The sequence below is a fragment of the Clostridioides sp. ES-W-0016-02 genome (assembly GCF_020641035.1).
Classification (GTDB): Bacteria; Bacillota; Clostridia; order Peptostreptococcales; family Peptostreptococcaceae; genus Clostridioides.
Genome location: NZ_CP061361.1, coordinates 4,097,051 through 4,120,155 on the forward strand (window position 1 = coordinate 4,097,051; position 23,105 = coordinate 4,120,155).

23 protein-coding genes are annotated in these 23,105 nt (G+C 28.0%); 3 read left to right on the forward strand and 20 right to left on the reverse strand.

Annotated features, from left to right (window positions below; translation table 11 throughout):
* Positions 1–122 precede the first annotated feature (122 nt).
* The gene (locus IC758_RS18985; RefSeq protein WP_227860667.1) at positions 123–1,352 is read left to right on the forward strand and encodes an aminopeptidase; all 1,230 of its coding nucleotides are present in this window, start codon (positions 123–125) and stop codon (positions 1,350–1,352) included.
* A 203-nt stretch (positions 1,353–1,555) separates the two neighbouring features.
* On the opposite strand, the gene IC758_RS18990 is transcribed toward IC758_RS18985, so the two are convergent.
* From IC758_RS18990 to IC758_RS19015, 6 genes are all read right to left on the reverse strand, one after another.
* Positions 1,556–3,937 (reverse strand): homocysteine S-methyltransferase family protein, encoded by a 2,382-nt coding sequence (locus tag IC758_RS18990; RefSeq protein ID WP_227860668.1) that lies wholly within the window; start codon positions 3,935–3,937, stop codon positions 1,556–1,558.
* Positions 3,909–4,634 (reverse strand): vitamin B12 dependent-methionine synthase activation domain-containing protein, encoded by a 726-nt coding sequence (locus IC758_RS18995; RefSeq protein ID WP_227436417.1) that lies wholly within the window; start codon positions 4,632–4,634, stop codon positions 3,909–3,911. Before IC758_RS18995 ends, IC758_RS18990 begins: the two co-directional genes overlap by 29 nt.
* Positions 4,624–5,079: an S-ribosylhomocysteine lyase gene (locus tag IC758_RS19000; protein ID WP_227436419.1), complete on the reverse strand. Its 456-nt coding sequence runs from the start codon at positions 5,077–5,079 to the stop codon at positions 4,624–4,626. Before IC758_RS19000 ends, IC758_RS18995 begins: the two co-directional genes overlap by 11 nt.
* 280 nt (positions 5,080–5,359) lie before the next feature.
* Complete coding sequence (locus IC758_RS19005; protein ID WP_227436421.1) at positions 5,360–6,544, reverse strand: ATP-binding protein; 1,185 nt, start codon at positions 6,542–6,544, stop codon at positions 5,360–5,362.
* Complete coding sequence (locus IC758_RS19010; RefSeq protein ID WP_227860669.1) at positions 6,534–7,226, reverse strand: response regulator transcription factor; 693 nt, start codon at positions 7,224–7,226, stop codon at positions 6,534–6,536. Before IC758_RS19010 ends, IC758_RS19005 begins: the two co-directional genes overlap by 11 nt.
* 131 nt (positions 7,227–7,357) lie before the next feature.
* Entirely contained in the window at positions 7,358–8,074 is a 717-nt protein-coding gene (locus tag IC758_RS19015) for a M15 family metallopeptidase (protein WP_227825058.1), read from the reverse strand.
* A 124-nt stretch (positions 8,075–8,198) separates the two neighbouring features.
* On the opposite strand from IC758_RS19015, the gene IC758_RS19020 reads away from it, so the two are divergent.
* Positions 8,199–8,939: a tRNA 2-thiocytidine biosynthesis TtcA family protein gene (locus tag IC758_RS19020; protein WP_227860670.1), complete on the forward strand. Its 741-nt coding sequence runs from the start codon at positions 8,199–8,201 to the stop codon at positions 8,937–8,939.
* Between the two features lie 292 nt (positions 8,940–9,231).
* Here the strand turns inward: IC758_RS19020 and IC758_RS19025 are convergent, their stop codons facing one another.
* From IC758_RS19025 to IC758_RS19070, 10 genes are all read right to left on the reverse strand, one after another.
* A complete protein-coding gene (locus tag IC758_RS19025; RefSeq protein WP_227483291.1) occupies positions 9,232–10,083 on the reverse strand; it encodes a metallophosphoesterase in 852 nt (283 codons plus the stop codon).
* A gap of 25 nt (positions 10,084–10,108) precedes the next feature.
* The gene (locus IC758_RS19030) at positions 10,109–11,047 is read right to left on the reverse strand and encodes an SDR family oxidoreductase (protein ID WP_227436429.1); all 939 of its coding nucleotides are present in this window, start codon (positions 11,045–11,047) and stop codon (positions 10,109–10,111) included.
* A gap of 102 nt (positions 11,048–11,149) precedes the next feature.
* Positions 11,150–11,800: an HAD family hydrolase gene (locus tag IC758_RS19035; RefSeq protein WP_227860671.1), complete on the reverse strand. Its 651-nt coding sequence runs from the start codon at positions 11,798–11,800 to the stop codon at positions 11,150–11,152.
* A gap of 150 nt (positions 11,801–11,950) precedes the next feature.
* On the reverse strand, positions 11,951–12,139 hold the full coding sequence (locus IC758_RS19040; protein WP_227436432.1) for a ferredoxin: 189 nt from the start codon (positions 12,137–12,139) through the stop codon (positions 11,951–11,953).
* Positions 12,140–12,237: 98 nt separating this feature from the next.
* A complete protein-coding gene (locus IC758_RS19045) occupies positions 12,238–13,422 on the reverse strand; it encodes an amidohydrolase family protein (RefSeq protein WP_227825060.1) in 1,185 nt (394 codons plus the stop codon).
* Positions 13,423–13,563: 141 nt separating this feature from the next.
* Entirely contained in the window at positions 13,564–14,481 is a 918-nt protein-coding gene (locus IC758_RS19050; protein ID WP_227436436.1) for a SufB/SufD family protein, read from the reverse strand.
* Between the two features lie 21 nt (positions 14,482–14,502).
* Entirely contained in the window at positions 14,503–15,231 is a 729-nt protein-coding gene (locus IC758_RS19055; RefSeq protein ID WP_227825061.1) for an ABC transporter ATP-binding protein, read from the reverse strand.
* A gap of 194 nt (positions 15,232–15,425) precedes the next feature.
* On the reverse strand, positions 15,426–15,626 hold the full coding sequence (locus IC758_RS19060) for a hypothetical protein (protein ID WP_003420681.1): 201 nt from the start codon (positions 15,624–15,626) through the stop codon (positions 15,426–15,428).
* 124 nt (positions 15,627–15,750) lie between these two features.
* Positions 15,751–16,131: a VOC family protein gene (locus IC758_RS19065; RefSeq protein ID WP_227436439.1), complete on the reverse strand. Its 381-nt coding sequence runs from the start codon at positions 16,129–16,131 to the stop codon at positions 15,751–15,753.
* A gap of 272 nt (positions 16,132–16,403) precedes the next feature.
* Positions 16,404–17,762 carry an MATE family efflux transporter gene (locus tag IC758_RS19070; protein WP_227436441.1) on the reverse strand — a complete coding sequence of 453 codons (1,359 nt, stop codon included), beginning with the start codon at positions 17,760–17,762 and terminating at the stop codon, positions 16,404–16,406.
* 511 nt (positions 17,763–18,273) lie between these two features.
* On the opposite strand from IC758_RS19070, the gene IC758_RS19075 reads away from it, so the two are divergent.
* The gene (locus IC758_RS19075; protein ID WP_227436443.1) at positions 18,274–18,726 is read left to right on the forward strand and encodes a staygreen family protein; all 453 of its coding nucleotides are present in this window, start codon (positions 18,274–18,276) and stop codon (positions 18,724–18,726) included.
* A 159-nt stretch (positions 18,727–18,885) separates the two neighbouring features.
* On the opposite strand, the gene IC758_RS19080 is transcribed toward IC758_RS19075, so the two are convergent.
* From IC758_RS19080 to IC758_RS19095, 4 genes are all read right to left on the reverse strand, one after another.
* The gene (locus IC758_RS19080; RefSeq protein WP_227483295.1) at positions 18,886–19,503 is read right to left on the reverse strand and encodes a DUF488 family protein; all 618 of its coding nucleotides are present in this window, start codon (positions 19,501–19,503) and stop codon (positions 18,886–18,888) included.
* 47 nt (positions 19,504–19,550) lie between these two features.
* A complete protein-coding gene (locus IC758_RS19085) occupies positions 19,551–20,156 on the reverse strand; it encodes a hypothetical protein (RefSeq protein WP_227845254.1) in 606 nt (201 codons plus the stop codon).
* 284 nt (positions 20,157–20,440) lie between these two features.
* Positions 20,441–21,253 carry a MerR family transcriptional regulator gene (locus IC758_RS19090; protein WP_227860672.1) on the reverse strand — a complete coding sequence of 271 codons (813 nt, stop codon included), beginning with the start codon at positions 21,251–21,253 and terminating at the stop codon, positions 20,441–20,443.
* Between the two features lie 81 nt (positions 21,254–21,334).
* Complete coding sequence (locus tag IC758_RS19095) at positions 21,335–22,747, reverse strand: potassium/proton antiporter (RefSeq protein WP_227436450.1); 1,413 nt, start codon at positions 22,745–22,747, stop codon at positions 21,335–21,337.
* Positions 22,748–23,105 lie beyond the last annotated feature (358 nt).

Genomic DNA, 23,105 nt, shown 5'->3' on the forward strand with positions numbered 1-23,105 from the left:
TTAAAATACATATTTTTTATTTCTCAGTCTATTAAGTATAAATATTTTAAATATGACCCAAAATCTAAGTAATGATATAATATTTATAAGTTATTTAATGTTAAAAATACAGGAGGATAGATATGGATTTCAATAAAAATTTAGAAAAATATGCTGAGTTAGCAATTAAGGTCGGAGTTAACATACAGCCAGGTCAAACTTTACTTATAAAATCACCAATCGAATGTGCTGATTTTGCAAGAAATGCACTGAGGGAAGCATATAAATGTGGAGCTAAAAATGTATATATAGAATGGTCTGATGAAGAAAGTACTCTCATTAAATATTTATATGCTCCAAACGAAGCATTTCATGAGTTTCCAAAATGGACAGCAGATCAATATGTAGATATAGCTAAAGAAGGTGGAGCATTTTTATCAGTATATGCTCAAAACCCTGATTTATTAAAAGATGTTGACCCTGAGAAAGTTGCTAACTTTCAAAAAGCTTCTGGAAAGGCTTTAAAAGAGTGGCGTTCTTATACGCTAACAGATAAATGTAAATGGAGTATAGTTTCTGTACCAACAAAAGATTGGGCAAAAAAAGTATTTCCAAGTTTATCAGAAGATGAAGCAATAGATAAATTATGGGATGCCATATTTAAGTGTTCAAGAGTTGATGGACAAGACCCTATAAAATCATGGAAAGAACATAATGAAAATCTAAAGTCTAAAATGGATTTTTTAAATGAAAGTAATTTTAAAACTTTAAAGTATAAATCTTCAAAAACTGATTTAACTTTAGATTTACCAAAAGGTCATATTTGGTTAAGTGGAGCATCTAAAGACCCTAACGGAATAAGTTTTAATCCTAACATTCCAACTGAAGAGATTTTTGGAATGCCACACAAGTTTAAAGTCAATGGAACTGTATACAGTACTAAACCCCTTGTTTATGGAGGAAATATAATTGATAATTTCTCTTTAACTTTCAAGGATGGTAAAATAGTAGATTTCTCTGCTGAAAAGGGACTAGAAACATTAAAGAAACTTATTGAAACAGATGAGGGTTCTCATTATCTAGGAGAGGTTGCTCTTGTTCCATATAACTCTCCAATATCTGATACAAATATTATTTTTTATAATACTTTATATGATGAAAATGCTTCTTGCCACTTTGCAATTGGTTCTGCATATAAGACTTGCTTAGATGGTGGAAATGATTTGAAAGATGAAGAATTAGGTGAGTATGGAGTAAATGATAGTCTAACACATGTTGACTTTATGGTTGGTTCTTCGGATATGGATATTGTCGGAGAAACTCATGATGGAAAACATATACAGATTTTTAAAGATGGCAATTGGGCTTTTTAAGTGTTGTTATACTAAAAAGGGCTGACGGAAGTTATACCAGACTTCCCAGCCCTTTTTAATGTTGATGATAAATATTTTTTTATATTAATTAATCTCATTATTATAGATTAATTCCTATTATTTTGGACATAAGTTTCTAAAACTTATATTTATATTATATATAAAATATCCTATTTAGTAAAACCTTTATTTCGATTTACATGCTAAAAATTTAGCTTTGCTATCTCAACAGCAGATTTTGCATCCTTTGAATAATAGTCAGCTCCCATTTCCTCAGCATATTCTTCTGTCAAAACAGCACCACCTACAAATACTTTTGCATTTATTTCATTATCTCTTAATGCTTGAATCGTATCTTTCATACTTTGAACAGTTGTAGTCATAAGTGCACTTAACCCTACTAACTTTATATCTCTTTTTTTAGCAACCTCTACTACTTCCTCAATTGGAACATCTTTTCCTAAGTCTATAACTTCATATCCATAATTCTCTAGCATTATTTTTACTATATTTTTTCCAATATCATGAATATCTCCTTTTACTGTAGCAACTATTATTTTTCCTTTAGATACATTATCACTACTTCTACTTATTAAGGTTTCTTTTATTGTATTTAGTGCAGTTTTCACTGTTTCTGCTGATTGAATAAGTTGTGGTAAAAAGATATCTCCACTATCATATTTCTTTCCTACTCTATCAAGAGCTGGAATTAAAATTTTATCTAATATATAATTTTCATCCTTCTCTTTTAAAAGATTCAACGTTTCATTTTTGGCTTCTTCTTTTAATCCCCTTTCAACTAAAACATCTAGTGATAAGTCTTTATTAGCTTTAATAGTGGAATCAGACTGTTTTGAATTATTCATATTACTATATTGATTTATATAATCTACGCAGCCTTTATCTGTATTATTTAAGATTCTAAAAGAATTAATAGCCTCCATCATACTATATTCGTTTGGATTTATAATTGCTAAGTCAAGCCCTGCTCCTAAAGCTAGCGTTAAAAAAGAAGCATTAAGTGCTTTTCTATTTGGAAGTCCAAATGAAATATTTGAAACACCTAGTATAGTTTTTACCCCTAATGTCTTAACCATTGTTATGGCTCTTATAGTTTCTATTGCTTCCTCTTGTTGTGCTGAAACAGTTAGTGATAAACAATCTATAAATATATCTTTTGGTTTTATTCCATAAGAAACTGCTCTATCAACTATTTTTTTTGCTATTTCAAATCTTTCCTCAGCTCTTTTAGGTATACCTTTTTCATCTAATGCAAGACCAACCACACATGCACCATACTTTTTAACTATTGGTAATATGCTTTCTAAGGACTCTTCTTTGCCGTTTACAGAGTTTACAATTGTTCTACCATTATAATATCTAAGACCTTGTTCTAAAGCCTCTACATTGGAAGAATCGACTTGTAATGGTGTATCTACTACTGTTTGAATCTCTTTTATCAACTTTGGCATTAATTTCTTTTCATTTATTTCTGGTAAACCAACATTCACGCCTAATATTTGTGCACCAGCACTTACTTGTTCCAACCCCAAATTTATTGCATAATCTAAATTTTCATTTTTTAAAGCTTCTTGTAAAGATTTTCTACCAGTTGGATTTAATCTTTCTCCGACAACTGTAGGTGATTCTACTTCCACAAATTTTGAGGGCGAACAAACTACACATTTATCAATCTTTTCGGTACTTCCCTTTTTAACAGAACTTATATTTTCAGATATTTCTTTTATAAAGCTTGGATTTGTGCCACAACACCCGCCTATTATAGTTGCTCCAGCTTCAACAAATTTTTTGACTCCCTCAAAAAATTCCTTTGCATCAACATCATAGATAGCTTCTCCATCAACTATATTTGGTAAACCTGCATTTGCTTGAACCATTACAGGTATTGAAGCTCTTGACACAATTTTTTTGACTATTGGCAAAAGCTGTTTAGGACCTAATGAACAGTTTACTCCTATTGCATCAACTCCCAGACCTTCTATTGTGGCAACCATACTTTCTGGCATACATCCAGTAAAACTTCTCCCACTCTCATCAAATGTCATAGTACAGAAAACAGGTAAGTCAGAATTCTCTTTAGCCGCTAAAACGGCTGCTTTAGCTTCATATAAATCCATCATAGTCTCTATTACTATTACATCAGCTCCAGATTTAACTCCCTGTAATACTTGTCTTTTAAATATCTCATATGCTCTGTCAAAGCTTAAAGTTCCCATAGGCTCTAACATTTCTCCTATAGGACCAATATCTAGTGCTACATATCTAGGTTTAGTGTTATCTACATTTTCTATAGCTTTTCTAGCTACTAAAATAGCATTGTCAATAACTTTTTCTACTGTATATTCACTATCTAATTTTAATTCATTACACCCAAAAGTATTTGTAAGAATTACATTTGAGCCTGCTTCTAAATATGATGTATGTATCTCTATAAGTTTTTCTGGATTTTGAAGACCAAATACTTCTGGATTTTCACCTATTTTTAACCCCTTTTGTTGAAGCATTGTTCCCATTGCACCATCAAATATTAATATATTATCCTTTAGATATTGTCTTATTTCCACAAGAATTCGCTCCTTTTCTATATGTACAATTTCTGTAGTTTTTACAATTTTCACACGATTTTTCTTTCTTTGATTTATCTATTTTCAAATTAGAAATGCCTATAATAGCTACTACTGATTTTCTTGGTATCATAATCCCATTTGATGTAATTGTGAGTCCTATTTGTTTTTGAGCATTTAAAACATTTAATATATCTATATTTTTTTCTATTGGTAAGTCCCCATATCCTGGGCTATATCGCATAGTTATAAATTTGTTTTGTTTTAAAAAAACCTTTTCTATATCATTTTGAACAATATCGCATACTTCTTCTATTGCTGTTGTTCCACATGAATCAATTATTAGTCCTCTTGTTAAGTCTGAGTAAGAGTATCTTTTTATTTCCTTTTCTACCTCTATTCCCAAAGTAGCTGCCATAATTACACATTCATCACAGTCTTTTAGAAGTTCATATATATCCTTACTTTTTAAGGTTAAATTTGTTCCCTCTAGTTCTACAATCTTATCTTTATTTATTTTGATAGGATAAATCCTAGATATATATCTAGGATTTATCTTGTTTTTGGCTATTTCTATACATTCATCAATAGTTTCTTTAAGTTCTTTATCTATTTCTTGTCCTTTATATTGTAAATACCTTAGAACCTCACTTTGATTTATGCTTATACGTTCTCTTTCAATTACATTATTCTCCATATATATTAAGAGAAAATCCTTTATCTAAAACATCTTTTGCATATTCTTTTGCTCCAAATAAAGATAAGTCTCTATAATTTCCACATTCTAAAGCTGTAGCAGCTGGCATTTTATCAGATTCAATTACTTTCTTTAATGCCTTTTCTAAGCCATCTTTAACTGTTTTAGCATCTATATCTCCCCATAATATTAAATAAAATCCTGTTCTGCACCCCATTGGAGATAAATCTATCACTCCATCTAATGTCTCTCTTAAATAAGTTGCTAATAAATGTTCTAAACCATGCATAGCAGCAGTTCCAAAGCTTTCTACATTTGGTTGTAAAAATCTCAAGTCAAATTTAGTTATTTTATCTCCTTTAACTCCATCAAGTACACTACACTTTCTCACAAAAGGAGCTTTAACTTTTGTATGATCTAATTTAAAACTTTCTACTTTTTCCATTTTTGAATCCTCCATCATCACTTAAAAATTTATTACTTTAAATCTATAAAAAAACTCCCCCTATCCACTATTGATAAGAAGAGTATATTATTTCCAATCATCTCATCGTTGTTAGCAGGACCACCTAATAAAAGGTTGGTATAGGATCGCTGAGCTAACTCTCTCCCCTAATTCTTGATAAGTATCTTATTAAACTGACTTAAATTATATATTACTTTTTTATTTTTGTAAACACTTTATGCTATAAATATTTGTGTATCTAAATCATACTTTTATCTTATTACACAGTTTCTTGTATTATTGGTAGTTGTACCTCAAATACAGTTTGATGTATATTACTTGAAACAGTAATTTCCCCACCATGTAAATTCACAATATTTTTTGTAATTGCAAGACCTAATCCAGAACCTCCATCATTGCTATTTCTTGATTTTTCAACTCTATAGAATCTATCAAATATATTTGGTAAATCTAATACTGGAATGGGTTCTCCATAATTTATAACTTTTGCAATAGCCATATTTCCTTTTTTTGCTGTTACTATATCCACATAAATTCCTTCTTTTCCATATTTCATAGCATTGGTTATAAGATTTTCAAAAGCTCTCACCAATTTATTTGGGTCAGCATTTATAATTAATTTTTCTTCATTGAAATTAACTCTACTAACCATAAATTCTTTTTTAAAATAAAATCCAAGTTGAGATACTATTTGGCTTAATAGCTCTACCAAGTTTATGTCTATTTTTTTTAATCTTATTGTATTATTTTGCATTTTTGTAAGTTCAAATAAATCATTTATAAGTATATTTAAACTTTTTGATTTCTCATATGCAATATTAACATAATACATCAACTGAACTTCATCTTTATACTTACCATCTTCTATCAATCCTAGATAACCCATTATTGAGGTTAAAGGAGTTCTTAGGTCATGTGAAACATTTGTTATTAAATCTGTCTTAGTTTGTTGAGCCTGTCTTTCTTCAACAGTTATATTTCTAAGTTGATAAACTATACTATTGATTTTATTTGCAAGTTCATCAATCTCATCAATTTTTTTATCACTTAATCCATTTGACTCATACTCAATATCTATACTTTTTTCTAAATCGCCTTCCTCCATTGAGTTTACAGCATCCATGATAATTTCTAGTTTTTTATTTTTGTTATCAGTATCTTTTAGAAAATTTACAAGTTTTTTATTTCTCTTGTATGACATTAATGAATAAATTGATAATGATGCTGTCAGAAATAAAACTGAATATAATGTGCTGTCTCCTATAACAGATCTAATATTTCTTAAACTAAGCATAAAGTAATTAATTGTAGATAAAGTAGTTCTTATATATAATATCTTTATTATATATGCACTTGTTAACATAATAATTAGGGTTATAATACAGCTTATTATAAAGTCTACTATAGGACGAAACATATAATTTAATACACTCTTATTTTTCAATTTTATATCCTACCCCCCATACAGTATGAATTATTTTTTCTCCATCTGTATACTTTTCAATTTTATCTCTTATCCTACTCATATGAACCATTACAGTATTGTTAGATTGGTAGTATTGTTCTTTCCATACTTTTTCAAATATCTCTTCTGTACTATATACTCTACCTTTATCATTTGCTAGTAAATACAAGATATCAAATTCTCTCGATGTCAAAAATATATCCTTTCCAGCTACTGTTACACTATGCTTTTCCTTATCTATTAATACCACTCCAACTTCTATGACATCTTTATTTTCTTTGTTAGTACCACTAAAATAATACGCTCTTCTAAGTAATGCTTTTACTCTCACAGTAAGTTCAAGTGGATTAAATGGCTTTGTTAGATAGTCATCTGCACCTGTCATTATTCCTTGTATCTTATCCATATCCTCTGATTTGGCACTCAACATAAGTATTGGTATATTTAAACTTACTCTAACTCTTCTACAAACTTCTATCCCATCCATCTTTGGCATCATTATATCCAATACCATCAGATGAATATTTTCTTTTTCTAAAATATCTAAAGCTTCTTGTCCATCTTTAGCCTTAATTACATTATATCCATCATTTAAAAGGTATATCTCTACAAGGTCTCTTATTTCCTTTTCATCATCCACAACAAGAATTGTATCTTTCACTTTTTCACATCCTAACTTACTTTAATATAGTTTTTACTCATCTAAAATTATACTATACTTAAAGTAGTCTAGTATCAAATTTATTTATATTACATTTAGTAATATCATACAATTTATGTTATGTTGTTTTATTATTTGTTTTGCAAATATTCTTCTAAAGTTAACCCTTTTGAATAAATTTCCTCAGCAACATCCTTACCCACATATCTAATATGCCATGGCTCATATGCTGTACCTGTTATATCTTCTTTACCTTTAGGATATCTTATTATAAATCCAAATTTATGAGCATTTTCTGCCAACCATATAGCTTCTTTTGTACTTCCAACAAACCATCTCTCTGGATTTGTCAAGTCAATACACAGTCCAGATTGATGTTCACTATGTCCAGGTTTTGCTACATATGCATCAGCTTTTTCCTGACCTTGAGAATTTACTCTTCTTGTATAAGTATCTTGTTGAGTCTCATAAGACCTATATGCTGAAGACCCTAAAAACTGTATTCCTTCTTCATTAGCTTGTCTAACTAAGTCTTCTACTGCTTTTGCAGGTTCTCCTGCCATTTGTTTTTCCTCTTCAGTAGCTTCTGGAACAAATTCTATATTTACCTTAGTAATGTCTTTCGGCATATAATCTTTACTAAGTTCATTTGTCTTGTTTACCAATAATATATTATCTGCTATACTATTTGAGTGATTTTTTTTCTGAGAATCTGTTTCAACATCTTGAGATGAATCAAATTGAGCAGTTCCAGTTGGTTCTTCATCTTTCAGAATTTTATCTTTAACTATAAACATACTTATAAATACTACTACTATAATGCCTAACATCAATTTTAATTTTTTCATGGTTGAATCGTCTCCTTCGTTATGTTTATTAACGTTAATTTTAGAGTATAAGTTTTAAGTATTTTATAAGTAAACCTTAAGTTATTCTTAAGTTTATATTTTCAAATAAAGGATGGTGCTAAAAATGTCTATGCAAAAACTTCTTAGTAAAGCTCGTAAGGCTATACAAGACTTTGATATGATACAAGAAAATGATAAAATTGCAGTTGGCCTTTCTGGTGGAAAAGATAGTTTGACATTACTTCATATACTTAAAAATTATCAAAGATTTTCTCCACAAAAGTTTGAATTAATAGCTGTAACACTAAATACTGGTGGAATTGATAACTCACCATTAAACAAATTATGTGAGGAAATAAATGTACCTTTTTATGAATTTCAAACTAATATAAAAGAAATTGTATTTGATATAAGAAAAGAAAAAAATCCTTGTGCACTATGTGCTAATTTAAGAAGAGGTGCTTTAAATGACAACGCAAAGAAACTTGGGTGCAACAAAGTAGCTCTTGGACACCATAAGGATGATGCTATTGAGACATTTTTAATGTCTATGTTTTATGAAGGAAGAGTTAATTGTTTTTCGCCAAAAACATACTTAGATAGACAAGATTTAACTGTTATAAGACCAATGATTTACATAGAAGAATATATGACTAAGAAGATTTCAAAGGAGTGTAACTATCCTATCATAGCAAACCCATGTCCTGCAAATGGCCATACTGGGAGAGAATACATAAAAAACCTTATTGCGAATTTAAATAAAGAAATGCCAGATTTTAAAAGAAATGTATTTGGAGCTTTAAATAATTCAGAAAAATTTTTTATATGGGATAAGGAAAATATAAAAAATATTTATTTAAAGTAATTTAAATATAACATTAAATCATTTTCATACATTGTATAAAAATTAATATCTTTATATAAAGAAACACAAGATTGTATTAATTATAAATACTCTCTATTTATAATTGACACAATCTTGCTATATTATAATCTTTTATATTTTTATTATTTTTTATATCTATATTTTAATAGTTATTAATATTATTATCAATTCTAATAAATGTATTAACTATAACTTAAACTTTTTATATTCTTAACTCAATTTATTCTTAAAATTTCTATCCCTCTATATTTCATAAAAACAATATTTTATACTAGATTAGAATATTAAATTCGACTATCTCTGGTACATTAAAAAATCTAAATGGCAACTTTGTACTTCCAAGACCAGAACTCACATATAGATGATTTCCCTTTATATCATAAAATCCTTTAGTGTATTTCCTTCCATATGGAGGAGTAACTAAAGCACCCTTGAAAGGCAACCTTATTTGACCACCATGACTATGTCCAGATAAAACTAAATTCATTGTATCTTTACTGAGCATATCTACCAAATCTGGTTCATGTGCTAATAATAAATTAAAACTATTATAATCAGTTTTGCTTTCCAAATCTCGTATATTTGGATTACCATTTAATATCTCATCAGCTCCAAGTATATTAATATACTTATTGTCTTCAAGTCTTATTTTCTTATTTTCATTAACTAAAAGATGAAAGTTAGAGTTTTTCATAATTTGTCTATAATACCTAGGAAGTTTATACATATAATCATGATTACCAAATACTGAAAACTTTCCTAACCTTGCATTCATACTAGATAAAATCTTTGTAATTTCATCTATATCTGGATTTTTATTAGAATAATCAATTAAATCTCCAGTAAATACTAATATATCTGGATTTAAGGCATTCACCTTATTAGCTACTTTTTTAAGTTTATTAGTCGAATAAAAACTGCCTATTTGAGTATCTGAAATCTGAACTACTTTTATAATCTCATTCTCATTTTTTACTATATCTTCTTTAATCATGTTTCCATCTTCATTTATATTATATTTTTTCACAATTAATAGACTCGGTTCTATTGCAACTGAGTATATAAAAATTAAAACAAATATCAATATAAAAAATTTTAAAAAACGCTTTATCTTTAATTTCAAAGTATCTACCTACTTATTTATTATCTTAAACTATTTGCATTACAGACTCAACTTTATCCATTTTTCTATCATGTAATTTTGGTTTATTGGCTAAGAACCATTTATATGTTGTTGTAAGGCCTTCTTTTAATAAAACATTTGGTATATAAAGACCATGTTCAATAAGCTTATTTATATCTAGATTAAAGTCTATATTTCTAAACGGGAAGTAAGTTCTCTCTCTAAACTCAACTTTTTCCATGTCTACATATTTTATAATAGGTTCCTTCCCAATAACTTCTCCACATGTATATATAAGTTCATCCCAAGATATTAACTGTGGATTTGTTACATTATACGCTTCTCTCACATGAGAATTTTTCATTACACTTTCCAACACTTTTACTAAATCCCCAATATATATAAATTGATTGCTTACTTGTTTTCCTTTAGGTACTGGTATTTTTTCGTTTTTTTCTATTTTTTCAAAGAAATAGTATTCTCTATACAAATTATTATTTTCACCATATATATAAGTTGGCCTAATAATTATATATGGTATAGAACTATTTATAACAAAATCTTCTGTTTCTTTTTTGTTAAGTCCATATTTACCCCAGTTTTCATTTTCACCTTTTTCATTATCTTCTTTTACATTTCTTCCACTATCTTTGTATACGGCTCCTGCTGACAATACTATGTATTTTTTTAAGCTATCTAAGTTCACAAAATCAATAAGATTACCAACATCCTCTTTTGTATATGCTGTCATATCATATATGTAATCGTACTGTCTTCCATTGATAATGTTTTCCATATCTTTGCGTACTTTTCTATCGCAAATTAAGTGCTCTCTAAATCCTTTATAATCTATTTCCTTTTTACCATTCGTAAGTATATCTATTTGATACCCACATTTAATTAAACGCTTAGCAAGTGCAGAACCTATGAAGTCGCTTCCACCCATGATTAAAATAGATTTCATTTCAAGTGCATCCTCCTCTTTTTTAAATGGCTTCCTTAATTATAATATCATATTTTTAAATATGCTACACCATTTTGTATTGTTTTTGTCTATAAAAGATATTTATAGCAAAATATCTTTTATAGATTTAACACTTTCGACAATATAGGTAGGATTGCTCTTACTAATTTCATCAAAAGAACCATATCCATACAATACCCCTATAGAATCTACACCTATTTTATTAGCTCCAATTATATCGTATTTTCTATCGCCAATCATAATGACCTTATCTTTATCTGTTACACCACACAAATCTAACACATATTCTATAACTTCATTTTTATTTACTCTTGTACCATCAAGGTTACTACCTGCGATATATTTAAAATAACTATCTATACCAAAATATTTAAGTATGGTTTCTGCAAAAACTGTTGGTTTAGAAGTAGCTAATAATAATGTTTTCCCATTCTCATAAAGTATTTTTAAAGTCTCCTTTATGTCTTTATAGATTTTATTTTCAAATATTCCTCTGTCAGAAAAGTATTCTCTATATTTTTCAACAGCTTCTGTTGCCTTTTCATCTTCAAATTTATAATAGTCTTTGAAAGTAGCATGTAGGGGGGGCCCTATAAATTGTTCTAAGTTATCCAATTCTTCTTCTATACCAAAACTATTTAAAGAATATTGAATAGACTTTGTTATTCCTTCTTTAGGGTCTGTAAGTGTTCCATCTAGGTCAAACAGCACTATTTCATAATTTTTCTTCATACTTAAGTCCTCCACTTTTTATAAAAATAATACATTATCTTTTGAGTTTATATATTTTAAAAAGCTATAGTAATAGAATCTTAATCTAATACTATAGCTTAAATAATAATCAAATCTTATATGTTGTCTTGAAACTAAATCTAAACAGTCTTATTTAACTGTTATAGCTGAAACTGGACATCCTTCTTCTGCTTCTTTACATAAATCTTGTAATTCTGCTGGTATTTCTCCTTCAATTGCAACTGAATGTCCTTCATCACTCATACTAAAAACGTCTGGACATGTTCCTATACACGCTCCACAAGCTACACATACATCTTTATCAACAAATGCTTTCATACTAAAATACCTCCCCTAAAATTATAATTATTGTTCCATTACATATTTATCCAATATATACTAATTTAAACATATTTTTCCTTTTTTTTCAATATAACTTAATTTATTACAGTGCCATCATACGAATGTCTATAAACTTCACTACTTTTCATCCATGATTTTATAGTATATTGTAAGTTCAATTTTTTATTTAGCATTAGTTCATTATTATTATAATCTGTTATAATTTCTTCACTATCATCTATTGTAAATATTGTAAAATCACCTTCTCCACCAATTTTTATCCTACCTTGACTTCCTTGCAAATTAAAAACTTTTGTTGGATATTCAGTTACTTTTTCTATACATTTTTCTAGAGGTATACCAAGTTCCATGATTTTATTTACAACATTTAAAAGAGAATAATGTATATCTTTCATATTTTTTATATGCATATCTGTACTTATTAAATCTGGCTCTAATCCTTGATTTACTGCTTTTTTAAAGACTTCAAAATCAAACTGCTCTAATCCATGGCATACATCAAATAATACACCTCTATCTTTTGCATTTAATACAGATTCTCTCAAACTGCCAGATTCATTAAATATTCCATTTGTGCTATTTCCATATACAGGCGTAACTACATCTCCCTTTCCCAAAATATTCATTACTTCATCTATATATGATGGATACTCCCCTATATATACCACTAATGGTAAATTTAATTTTTCTGCAATTTGCTTTGACTTCTTAATTATATCTATACCATCTGTACTAGATTGAAATTTACTTGCTTTTACTTTTATACCTTTTATCTTTTCCATGTTTTTTTCTACAATAGACTCAATGTTATCAAAATTTATAACATCTAAAGATGTTGATTCATTCAATATATTTAATCCCTCATTAGTTACATTTAAAAATGAATACACTTCAGTCTTACATTCATCCATATATTTTTTCTTAAAATCGTAGTAATTTACAGGACCTGCTGTACCTGCATCAAATATAACTGTTGAACCTTTTTCAATTCCAATTGAATCAGAATCCATACCTGTAGGTAATTTTCTCTTATAACAATGGGTATGAACATCTATAAATCCAGGAGAAATATACATGTTGTTAGCATTTATTATCTCAAACTCTTTGTTTATGAGTATTTTTTCTTTTCTTATCATCTCTTTAAGATTTAATCCAATATCACATATCTTTCCATGTAAAACCAAGATATCTCTTTTCTCAAATTTGATACCATCTTTTGGAGATATTATTGTGCCATTTCTTATAAGTAAGTTTTTCATTTATTCCACATCCTAATTACAGTATAATTTCTCTAATAGTTTTATCTTACATAAAGAAAATAAGTCTAAAAATAAAAAATTTTAGACTTATTCATTATATTATACTATATTAATTATATTAAATTAAATAAAAACTTGGACTTACTTTAAAAAACAATTTAGTATTTGTTGTTCTGCTTCTTCTTCTGTAAGTCCTAATGTCATCATCTTTAAAATTTGGTCTCCTGCAATCTTTCCAATTGCTGCTTCATGTACTAAAAGAGCATCTGGATGGTTTGCAGCAATTTCAGGTATAGCACTAATTTGAGAATTTCCCATAATTATTGAGTCACATTGAACATGTGCAGAACAAAGAGAATCCCCAATAACACAAGGATTAAATTTTTGTTTAGAGTTGTCTTGACCAACTGTACGAGAAATTACTTGAGCAGAAGAATTTTCACCTTCCAATATAACCTTCATATTAGATTCTGCAACTTGATTTCCATGAGTTAACAACTTTTCAAATACAACTATCTTTGCTCCTTTACCTAAAGTAGCATCCATTTCTCTTTTAGTTGAATCAACACCTTTAATCTGAATTGTTTCCATTTCACAATATGAATCTTCACCCATATTAACAATCGTAACTGGATTTAAAATTCTTTTTCCTTCTCCATCACCTTCGCCATAATGTTTTTCCACATATTTTAGACGAGCTCCTTTATGTAAGAAGAATCTATGTATTCCATTGTGTTCACTGTCATCATTACCACAATTATGTATACCACAACCAGCAATTATAACAACATCTGCATTTTCTCCAATTTCAAAATCATTATAAACCATGTCTTGTACACCAGCTTCTGTTACTATTACTGGTATATGAACATTTTCTCCTTTAGTGTTTGGTTTTACTATAATATCAATTCCAGGTTTATCAGTCTTTGGAGCTATAGTTACATTTTCAGTTGAATGTCTTTCTATACCTTGTCCATTTTTACGTATATTGTATGCTCCTAATGGAGTTCCACGAAGTTCAGCAACTTTTTCTAAAAGATTTAAGTCTATTTTGTTCATTTAATTTGCCTTCCTTTCTAATTAATTCATATCTTTCATTAATTCACAGTTTGAATTAACTTGGCACATGATTTCAGGTAATATAGCATCTTTTGTTCCATGGCTTTTTACTGAACCATCTTGTAAAACAATTATTTCATCAGCTAACTCTAGTATTCTTTCTTGGTGAGAAATTATGATTATAGTTTGGTCAGATTCCCCATGAATTTTCTTAAAACTTTCATTAAGCTTTCCAAAACTCCAAAGGTCTATACCTGCTTCAGGTTCATCAAATATAGAAACCTTTAAATCTCTAGCAAAAAGAGTTGCTATCTCGATTCTTTTCATTTCCCCTCCAGAAAGAGAGTTATCAACTTCACGATTTAAATAGTCTTTTGAGCACAATCCAACATCTGTAAGATATTGACAACACACATCAGTAGACAATGGTTTTCCATGAGCAAGAGTAAGCAGGTTTTCAACTGTCATACCTTTTATTCTTGGTGGTTGTTGAAATGCATATCCTATTCCTTTTTTTGCTCTTTCTGTGATGCTAAGATTAGTTATATCTTCTCCATCTAAAAGTATTTGACCGCTAGTGGCTTTTTCAATTCCCATAATAAGCTTAGCAATTGTGGATTTTCCTCCACCATTTGGTCCTGTGATAACAATAAGTTTGCCTTTTTCAAATGAAAGGCTAACATCATTTATTATTCCTAGCTCCTCATTGTTAGACTCAACATTAAAGGAAAGATTTTTTATTTCAAGCATAATACCCCTCTTTTCTGTAAAATATTACATTTATATCCATTCTTTTATTATATCAGTACTTTTTATATCTCAGCAACTCTAAGGGATAAAATATATATTAAATATAAAACAAAGTTATGAAAAAATAAAAAAGATGAGTTTTCATAACTCATCTTTAAAAATCAGTATTATTTAATTATATATGTATCTAAAAATTAACCTTCTATATACTCTAATATTATTTTTTGATTATCTTTTAACATGATTTCTTCTTTTTTAGATTCAATCCCATTCTTTTTTATTTTTACTTCAGCTACAAAAGCGTCATTACCTTCAACCATTTCTAATAATTCATACGCTTTTTTACGTCCTATTTTAGTTGCTATATCTTTTAGTACTGCCATTTTCTTAAACATTTTATCACCTCTACTCAAATTTTACAATTGATTTTTAATTATATAATTATCGTTTAATACTAAATTATAATAATTATTGTATCTAATTATATCAGATATTGAGTAAATTTAACACTTTACAAAATTATTTATCTTCTCTGACTAAGTAAGAATTTCCATCTTGGTCTTTAAAAGAAAACATTCTTCCATAAGGCATCTCCATTAATTCCCCTACTTCAACTTTATTCTTTGCTATCTGTTCATAAGTTCCATGAATATCTCTTGTACTTAAAATTATTGATGGATGCAATAAATTTACATCTTGATTTTGCTTCATCATCAGATTTTTATCATACAATACAAATGTTGTAAATTCATTTTTACTTGGTGCTACTTCCACCCATTTCATATCTGGACCCATTTCTTTTTCATAAGTTACCACAAAATTTAATTTTTCTGTCCAAAACAATTTCGCATCCTCTTGATTATTTACATAGAGAGTTATTTTTCCTATTTTATTTATCATAAAAATACCCACCTTTATTATTAAATAAATATCTAATATTTTTTATATTTAATAATATACCCATATATATTATTAAATATAGATATATATTTCTAATATTTGTCGCCAAATTATGTAATTCTCTACAGTATATAATTTATAGTGTCCATATAATTATATACTTAATTTACATATTTTAATTTTTCTATATATCATACTTATAATTATGATATTCTCTAAATAAAAAATCACTTTTAAATAGAATTTACTATCTAAAAGTGATTTTTTATTTTCTATGCAACTTTGTGTTTTAGCCACTTCGTTCCTCTTAATCTCAAACAATATAATGTTCCTCTAACAAGCCAATCTGTATACATACCTATCCAAATTCCTAGCACTCCAAATTCTAATACAACCCCTAATACGTAACCTGTAAAAATTCTAAAAATCCACATTCCTATTACGGCTGTCATCATTGTATATCTAGTATCTCCAGCACCTTTCAGCCCTGCTGATAATACAAAGGATATAGGCCATATTACCATAGCTAAACAATCACTTCGAATCAATTGTGTTGATACATCAATTACATTCGAGTTTTGAGTATACATGCTTGAAATCCATGGTGCAATTGGTATAAATATAGCACCTACTGCAAATAAGCAAACCGTTGCAAATTTAGTTAGATACAATAAAGTACTCTTAGCCCCTTTGATGTCTCCCCGTCCTATATATTGCCCCACCAAAGTGGTAGCAGACAAGGCCAATGCATTTCCAATTACATTTATAATAGATGCAATTGACATTCCTATTGCATTTGATGCAATCGCTGATGTTCCCATAGTAACTATAAATATTTGAACAATCAATTTACCTGCATTAAAAAGTAATTGTTCAACCCCTGCTGGTATACCTATATTGAATATAGATTTTTGAGTTTCAACATCAATCTTAAATGGAAATATTTTACCTATAGATATAAATTCATTCCCTTTAAACAAAGCCCTTACAATAACTATACATCCGATTATTCTGGCTATGGCAATAGACATAGCTGCTCCTGTTATGCCATAAGAAGGTGTCTGTAAATTTATTCCTAAAGTATTTAAATCAACACCATATATAAGTATATATCCTAATGTTACATTTACTATATTCATAAACATAGTCACATACATAGGTTTCTTTACATCTCCACAACCCCTTAGAATACCATTTGCTATCTGCTGTGTTGCAATAAATGGATAGGTGAATAATGTAAACTCTATGTATAGTTTTGCATTTGATTTTACCAATTCTTCTGCTGAACCATAAAACAAATTGATTACACCTGTTCTAAAAATCCACATTAATACTGTTATTGTAAATGATAATATTACACCAGATATTAATGCTTGCTTGATAGTTTCATTTACTTTTTCATTATCTCTTTTTCCTATTTGTTGAGCTACAACAACAGTAGCACCAACAGATAGCGCAGCAAATACAGATATAAATATATTGTTGATTGAATCAACCATTCCAACTGCAGATACAGCCTCTTCCCCAATATGACCTGCCATCATTGTATTAAATACCCCTAAAAGCATAACAAATGTCTGCTCTATCATTATAGGAATTGCTAATCTTATAACATTCTTCCTTATAAACATCCCTTTTCCTCTTTTCCCTCTTTATATAAATTTAATTTTTAATTAGTTTATCAAACTATGAATTGATACCATAAGGTTTAGAATTGTATTTTCAACGTTATAATATACTGTATTCAAATAATATAAATCTTGTTTAATATCATTTGAACGCAGTATATCTTTATAATTATCTTATGTTTATTATTTTTTATGGATACTAGATTTAAAATATTTATGAGTTAAATTAACCAGTTAATATAGCTGGACATCAAACGCAATCACTGTATTTCGATAATATTGTACCACTATTGTACAATAATAACAATTTCATAATATTATCACATATAAGTCCTGTAATAACAATTTGACACTATTACCAACCTGTACCTATTAGTGTAGAATATCTTATTAGGCTTGTTAATTCACTTTGTATCCTAATTCTAATCATTTATAAAATCTTATAAGATATCTGTAACAAAATCACATCAATTTAAATATTGTATCTTATAGACTATTTTTAGGATGTGATACTTTGGTTAATTTGAATGCGAATAATTTAAATGTAAATATGGTTTACCCTATTTCTGCCACAGCACCTATACGTTTCAGAAGATATACTGTTTCATACTTAGAAAACATGGAAAATATTTATTTAACTATAGCAACATACTTTGATACACTTGGTTTAGGTACAGTAAGTATTGACAAAGTTTATGGTCAATGGGCTTGGTTCGTTGATGATATATATGACTTAAATCTATTTGTTTTTGTAGGAAACTATCCTTATCAAATTGCTAAAAGTAGATATGATACATTTGTTGATATTTTACCAGTGGCTATTACTTCTATTGTCAATGGAGACAGAGTGTTTTTAACTTCGAATCCTTGTTTATTAAACTCAAAAATTACAGTTAGATTTATATCTAGCCATCCTACTCTTAATAGAACAGTTGATTATGGTAATATTAGAGATTTTATTTTTTAACAGTACAACATGATGTGCTATTTAAAACAATGTAACCTTTTAGATAATGATATTAATTTAACATAAAAACCTTAGCTAGTACATCATGTTTAACTGTTACAAATTTATAATAATTTTTCTTATCAAATGGTGTTTAAGTTTTTGGGTAGTTCATATATTTTACTTACCTATTTTTTCTGTTCTATATCCTATTTCTTTATTAGCTAATCTATAGCCTTCTTGTATCATATCTTCTCTTGTTAATGCATTTCCTAATAAATTATCAATACTCAGTTGTTTTCTATCACTAAAATACTTATCTAATAATGACTCTTCTATATCTTCTTGAGATGCTAAATGTCCTTCATGCATTATATATTTTACATTGAAACCTTCTTTATTTAATATTTTTCCTAGTAAAATACTTCTATGACACCTTATAGGCTCTTGCATTGCACCTAATAAAACTATTTTATAACCCATTTGACATCCCTTTTTTAATCTTTCGATTCCTTTTAAAAATACTTCTTCCTTTATTACCTCTTCAAAATCTGCATAACCTTCTTTTGTATATACATCTTTATTAGTTCTTTTTGCCCCAAATTCCTTGCCCATGTATATATATACAAATCCAGCCTTTCTCAGGGATTCATTGAATGCCTCCCTATTATACTGAATATTATATTTAGAATATGGTGTTTCTCTAATGTCAACTACACAGTTTATATTATATTTTTTTATCATATTAATAAGCTTATCAAATGGATAATTTGAATGACCTATTGCAAATATTTCCATACAATCACCTACTATTCTTAAAATTACTATTTTATACAATTGATAATCTATCTTACATACAAGCCCTCTACATTGCAAATATACTTAACTATATCTATACTTCCATTTAACCCTATATATACATTGCTAAATAATCCATTTATTTCTAATCCTATTCCCAAATCCAACATATATATAGAGAGATAAACTCTTTCTCTTAGTGCCAACTTCATAAGAGCATCAATTATATAGTAATTATACCCTATTTCTTTAAAATCAAATAAGGTATCGCTTAATTGTTCTAGATATGTACTCTCCTTTTTACTTAGTACTCTTTTTATATGTTTTTTATTTTCACTTACAAAATATTCACTTACAATTATTATTTCTTTACTGTAACTCATTATAATTAATAGTGCTCTTAGAAACTTATTTTCCTGTATAAAATACTTATCCTTTACTTTATCTAAATCCCAAAATACCTCAAGGATACTATGTGGAGATTCTTTATCCATCGTTTTAGGAAAACTATCTATTTTAAAATACCTTTCATTTAGTATTATCTTGTCAGTTCTATCTAAATCTATATATGGTAAATCTTCATTTTCATAATCAATATAAAATCCATTAAATACTTGTTTTACTTTATCCGTTAATACTTTATATTTTTCCACTTTATCACCTCAACGAAAATATACAACTTTATAAATAAAATATCAATATATTTTATTTATAAAGTTGTATATTTTCATATCTTATCATTAATTAATTAAAATTAAACAATTAATTGTATGTCTTATGTTAGACCAGTTTTTCTAAGCTTAGTTGTATAAAACTCTATTTTAAATTGCATATTTAAATACATAAAAATCTAGTAAAATATATTAAATATAAAAATAAGGTCTATCTTTTTATTTAGACAGACCTTACTTAATTACTTATATATTATTTTAATTTATTATAAAATATGTTTCACGGGTATCTGAATTTCTGTTAACCAATCTTCTTCATTTTCTTTATTCCATATACCATCTATATAAGATTCCCTAAAATGCCCTATTACTTCATATTTATTATCTTGTATCCATTTAAATGCATCTGCATAAGTTTTTCCTAATGTTGAATATGGTCCATTATGCAATATACAAACTGCATTTTCAACTTCGTCTATTTCTTTAAATTTTAATAAATCTGTGTCTTCTTTTAGGTCATTTATCGCCTGACACATCTCAACATCCATATCTGTTTCTCTATATTCACCATCATGATATATATTAAAACAATAGTCTGGAACCATACATGTACACCCTGATTTCATCATTTCTCCAGCCATTACATTTGGAAACAAATTGAAAAGCTCATCATAATTCTTTAATACTTTTCTCATAGAAGCAATTTTAACTTTTGGTAGAGACTTAATAATTACATTATTCATATCGACTTCTCCTTTTAAGTTTTTAAGGTAATTACGTAGTTTAATAAGCTTATATTCTTCATTCCTTATTACATCTAATATCTCTTTTTCTTTGTTTATTAAAATCCTTTCCACTTCTTCAGGCTTTTCTATTATTTCTTTTATTTCAACTAGTGATATGCCCATTTGTTTTAAGGTGATTATTTGATGCAATTTTGGCAATTGTTCTGTTGTATAGTATCTGTATTTTGTAAATTCGTCTACGTATTCTGGCTCTAACAGCCCTATATCTTCATAATACCTTAATGTCTTTGTAGTTATTTTATTTATTTTAGAAAACATTCCTATAGAAAACATCTCATCACCTGCGCATTAGATTTGATTAATTTAAGTTTAAACCTTTCCCTTAGGTCAAAGTCAATATTAAATAAATTATAATTATATTAATTCTTCAATTTTGTCTCCACTTAATACTAAAATATCCCCTCTTTTTATAACAGTTGACCCTTTAGGTACTAAAACCTGCTCTTTTCGTTTTATCATAACTATTAATATCTCTTCTGGTATATTAGAATCCATTATACTCTTGTTAACCCACTTATTATCATCGTCTATATTTACTTCTATAAGTTTAGAACTAATTTCACCATCATAGTCATTAAATGTTTTTAATACAGGTGTATTATCATCAACTAAGTCTAACTTCCTTGCTACAGTTGGTATCAACGTACCTTGTAGTCCTACTGAAAGTAATGCTATGAAAAATATTATATGAAATATATCATTCTCTATGACTACTCCTTGAGTAACTGCATAAATTGCAAAAACTACTGATGCAGCACCTCTAAGACCTACCCATGATATAAACAATTTTTCTCTGTTTGAAAATTTAAATTTTGCTAGAGTTATAAATGTGGCTAATGGCCTTGCAATAATTATCATAAATACAGATATGGCCATTGCTATACCAAATACACTTGGTAGTTTTGAAGGGAAGGATAACAATCCTAACATAAAGAATAACATTATTTGCATAATCCATGAAATTCCATCAAAGAAATGAACTAGACTCCTTTTATGAGGTATCTTACTATTGCCTATAATAATACCTGAAATATATACACTTAAATATCCATTTCCCCCAACATATTCACTAAGTGCATAAGAAAGTAACGCAATAGCTGTAATAAATATAGTATAAAATCCTTCTATCTCAAAATTTGAATTTCTCAAAATATAAACAGATAATTTTGCCAATATAAATCCTATTGCCAACCCAAAAGTTATTTGTTTTATTACCATTGGAATAATAAGTTCTACACCAGAATTATTCATCAATGTCAAAATAATTAATGTTAACATATATGCTATTGGGTCATTACTTCCACTTTCAACTTCTAATAATGAAGCAAGAGAACCTTTTAGGTTTAGTTTTTGAGAACGTAATACAGCAAATACAGATGCAGCATCTGTTGAAGCTGCAATTGCTCCAATTAACAAACCTTCAAATAAAGTAGTTCCTATTACCATGTAACAAAATATACCTGTAACACCTGCTGTAATTATTACACCTAATGAAGACATCAGTATAGAAGGTACTGCAACTGGTTTAGCCATATTCCAGTTTGTTCCAAATCCTCCAAAAAACATTATAAATATCAAGCCAATAGAACATAATTGTTTTGTTAACTCATAGTTATCAAAATAGATTCCTACCATTCCATCAGACCCAAATAACATACCCAATAAGATAAAAATCAATAATATTGGTACTCCAAATTTATATAATACCTTACTTGAGGTTATACAAATCAATAGTACTAACCCACTTACAATCATCAATTCTGTCATAGCATCATCTCCATTTCATATAAATTTTACAGATTAAATTATATCTATAATTATACTGATTCTTTAAGTATCAATATGATATAAGTTATATTGTGCAAAGTATAATTAAAATTTAACAATCTATTAAAAGTTGATTATTATGCTCAATTTCATATATTTACTTTAATTATATTCATTTAATCTTTATAGTTTGAATTTTATTTAATTAATATTTCATTTTTCAGTCGATTATTTAGTGTATTTCATATTTTTATAGTAAGTTTACAGGTAACTATGAAATACATAATATTTAGATAAGTAATAAGAAACTAGCATGTAGTATTAGATACACTAGATATGAAATCTTCAAAATTTTATC

What these genes read in the sequence shown, in the direction of transcription:
- IC758_RS18985 (WP_227860667.1), top strand. Translation starts at nt 123, where the DNA reads ATGGATTTCAATAAAAATTTAGAAAAATATGCTGAGTTAGCAATTAAG.
- IC758_RS18995 (WP_227436417.1), bottom strand. Translation starts at nt 4,634, where the DNA reads ATGGAGAATAATGTAATTGAAAGAGAACGTATAAGCATAAATCAAAGT.
- IC758_RS19000 (WP_227436419.1), bottom strand. Translation starts at nt 5,079, where the DNA reads ATGGAAAAAGTAGAAAGTTTTAAATTAGATCATACAAAAGTTAAAGCT.
- IC758_RS19015 (WP_227825058.1), bottom strand. Translation starts at nt 8,074, where the DNA reads ATGAAAAAATTAAAATTGATGTTAGGCATTATAGTAGTAGTATTTATA.
- IC758_RS19020 (WP_227860670.1), top strand. Translation starts at nt 8,199, where the DNA reads ATGTCTATGCAAAAACTTCTTAGTAAAGCTCGTAAGGCTATACAAGAC.
- IC758_RS19030 (WP_227436429.1), bottom strand. Translation starts at nt 11,047, where the DNA reads ATGAAATCTATTTTAATCATGGGTGGAAGCGACTTCATAGGTTCTGCA.
- IC758_RS19035 (WP_227860671.1), bottom strand. Translation starts at nt 11,800, where the DNA reads ATGAAGAAAAATTATGAAATAGTGCTGTTTGACCTAGATGGAACACTT.
- IC758_RS19040 (WP_227436432.1), bottom strand. Translation starts at nt 12,139, where the DNA reads ATGAAAGCATTTGTTGATAAAGATGTATGTGTAGCTTGTGGAGCGTGT.
- IC758_RS19045 (WP_227825060.1), bottom strand. Translation starts at nt 13,422, where the DNA reads ATGAAAAACTTACTTATAAGAAATGGCACAATAATATCTCCAAAAGAT.
- IC758_RS19050 (WP_227436436.1), bottom strand. Translation starts at nt 14,481, where the DNA reads ATGAACAAAATAGACTTAAATCTTTTAGAAAAAGTTGCTGAACTTCGT.
- IC758_RS19055 (WP_227825061.1), bottom strand. Translation starts at nt 15,231, where the DNA reads ATGCTTGAAATAAAAAATCTTTCCTTTAATGTTGAGTCTAACAATGAG.
- IC758_RS19060 (WP_003420681.1), bottom strand. Translation starts at nt 15,626, where the DNA reads ATGTTTAAGAAAATGGCAGTACTAAAAGATATAGCAACTAAAATAGGA.
- IC758_RS19065 (WP_227436439.1), bottom strand. Translation starts at nt 16,131, where the DNA reads ATGATAAATAAAATAGGAAAAATAACTCTCTATGTAAATAATCAAGAG.
- IC758_RS19070 (WP_227436441.1), bottom strand. Translation starts at nt 17,762, where the DNA reads ATGTTTATAAGGAAGAATGTTATAAGATTAGCAATTCCTATAATGATA.
- IC758_RS19080 (WP_227483295.1), bottom strand. Translation starts at nt 19,503, where the DNA reads ATGGAAATATTTGCAATAGGTCATTCAAATTATCCATTTGATAAGCTT.
- IC758_RS19090 (WP_227860672.1), bottom strand. Translation starts at nt 21,253, where the DNA reads ATGTTTTCTATAGGAATGTTTTCTAAAATAAATAAAATAACTACAAAG.
- IC758_RS19095 (WP_227436450.1), bottom strand. Translation starts at nt 22,747, where the DNA reads ATGACAGAATTGATGATTGTAAGTGGGTTAGTACTATTGATTTGTATA.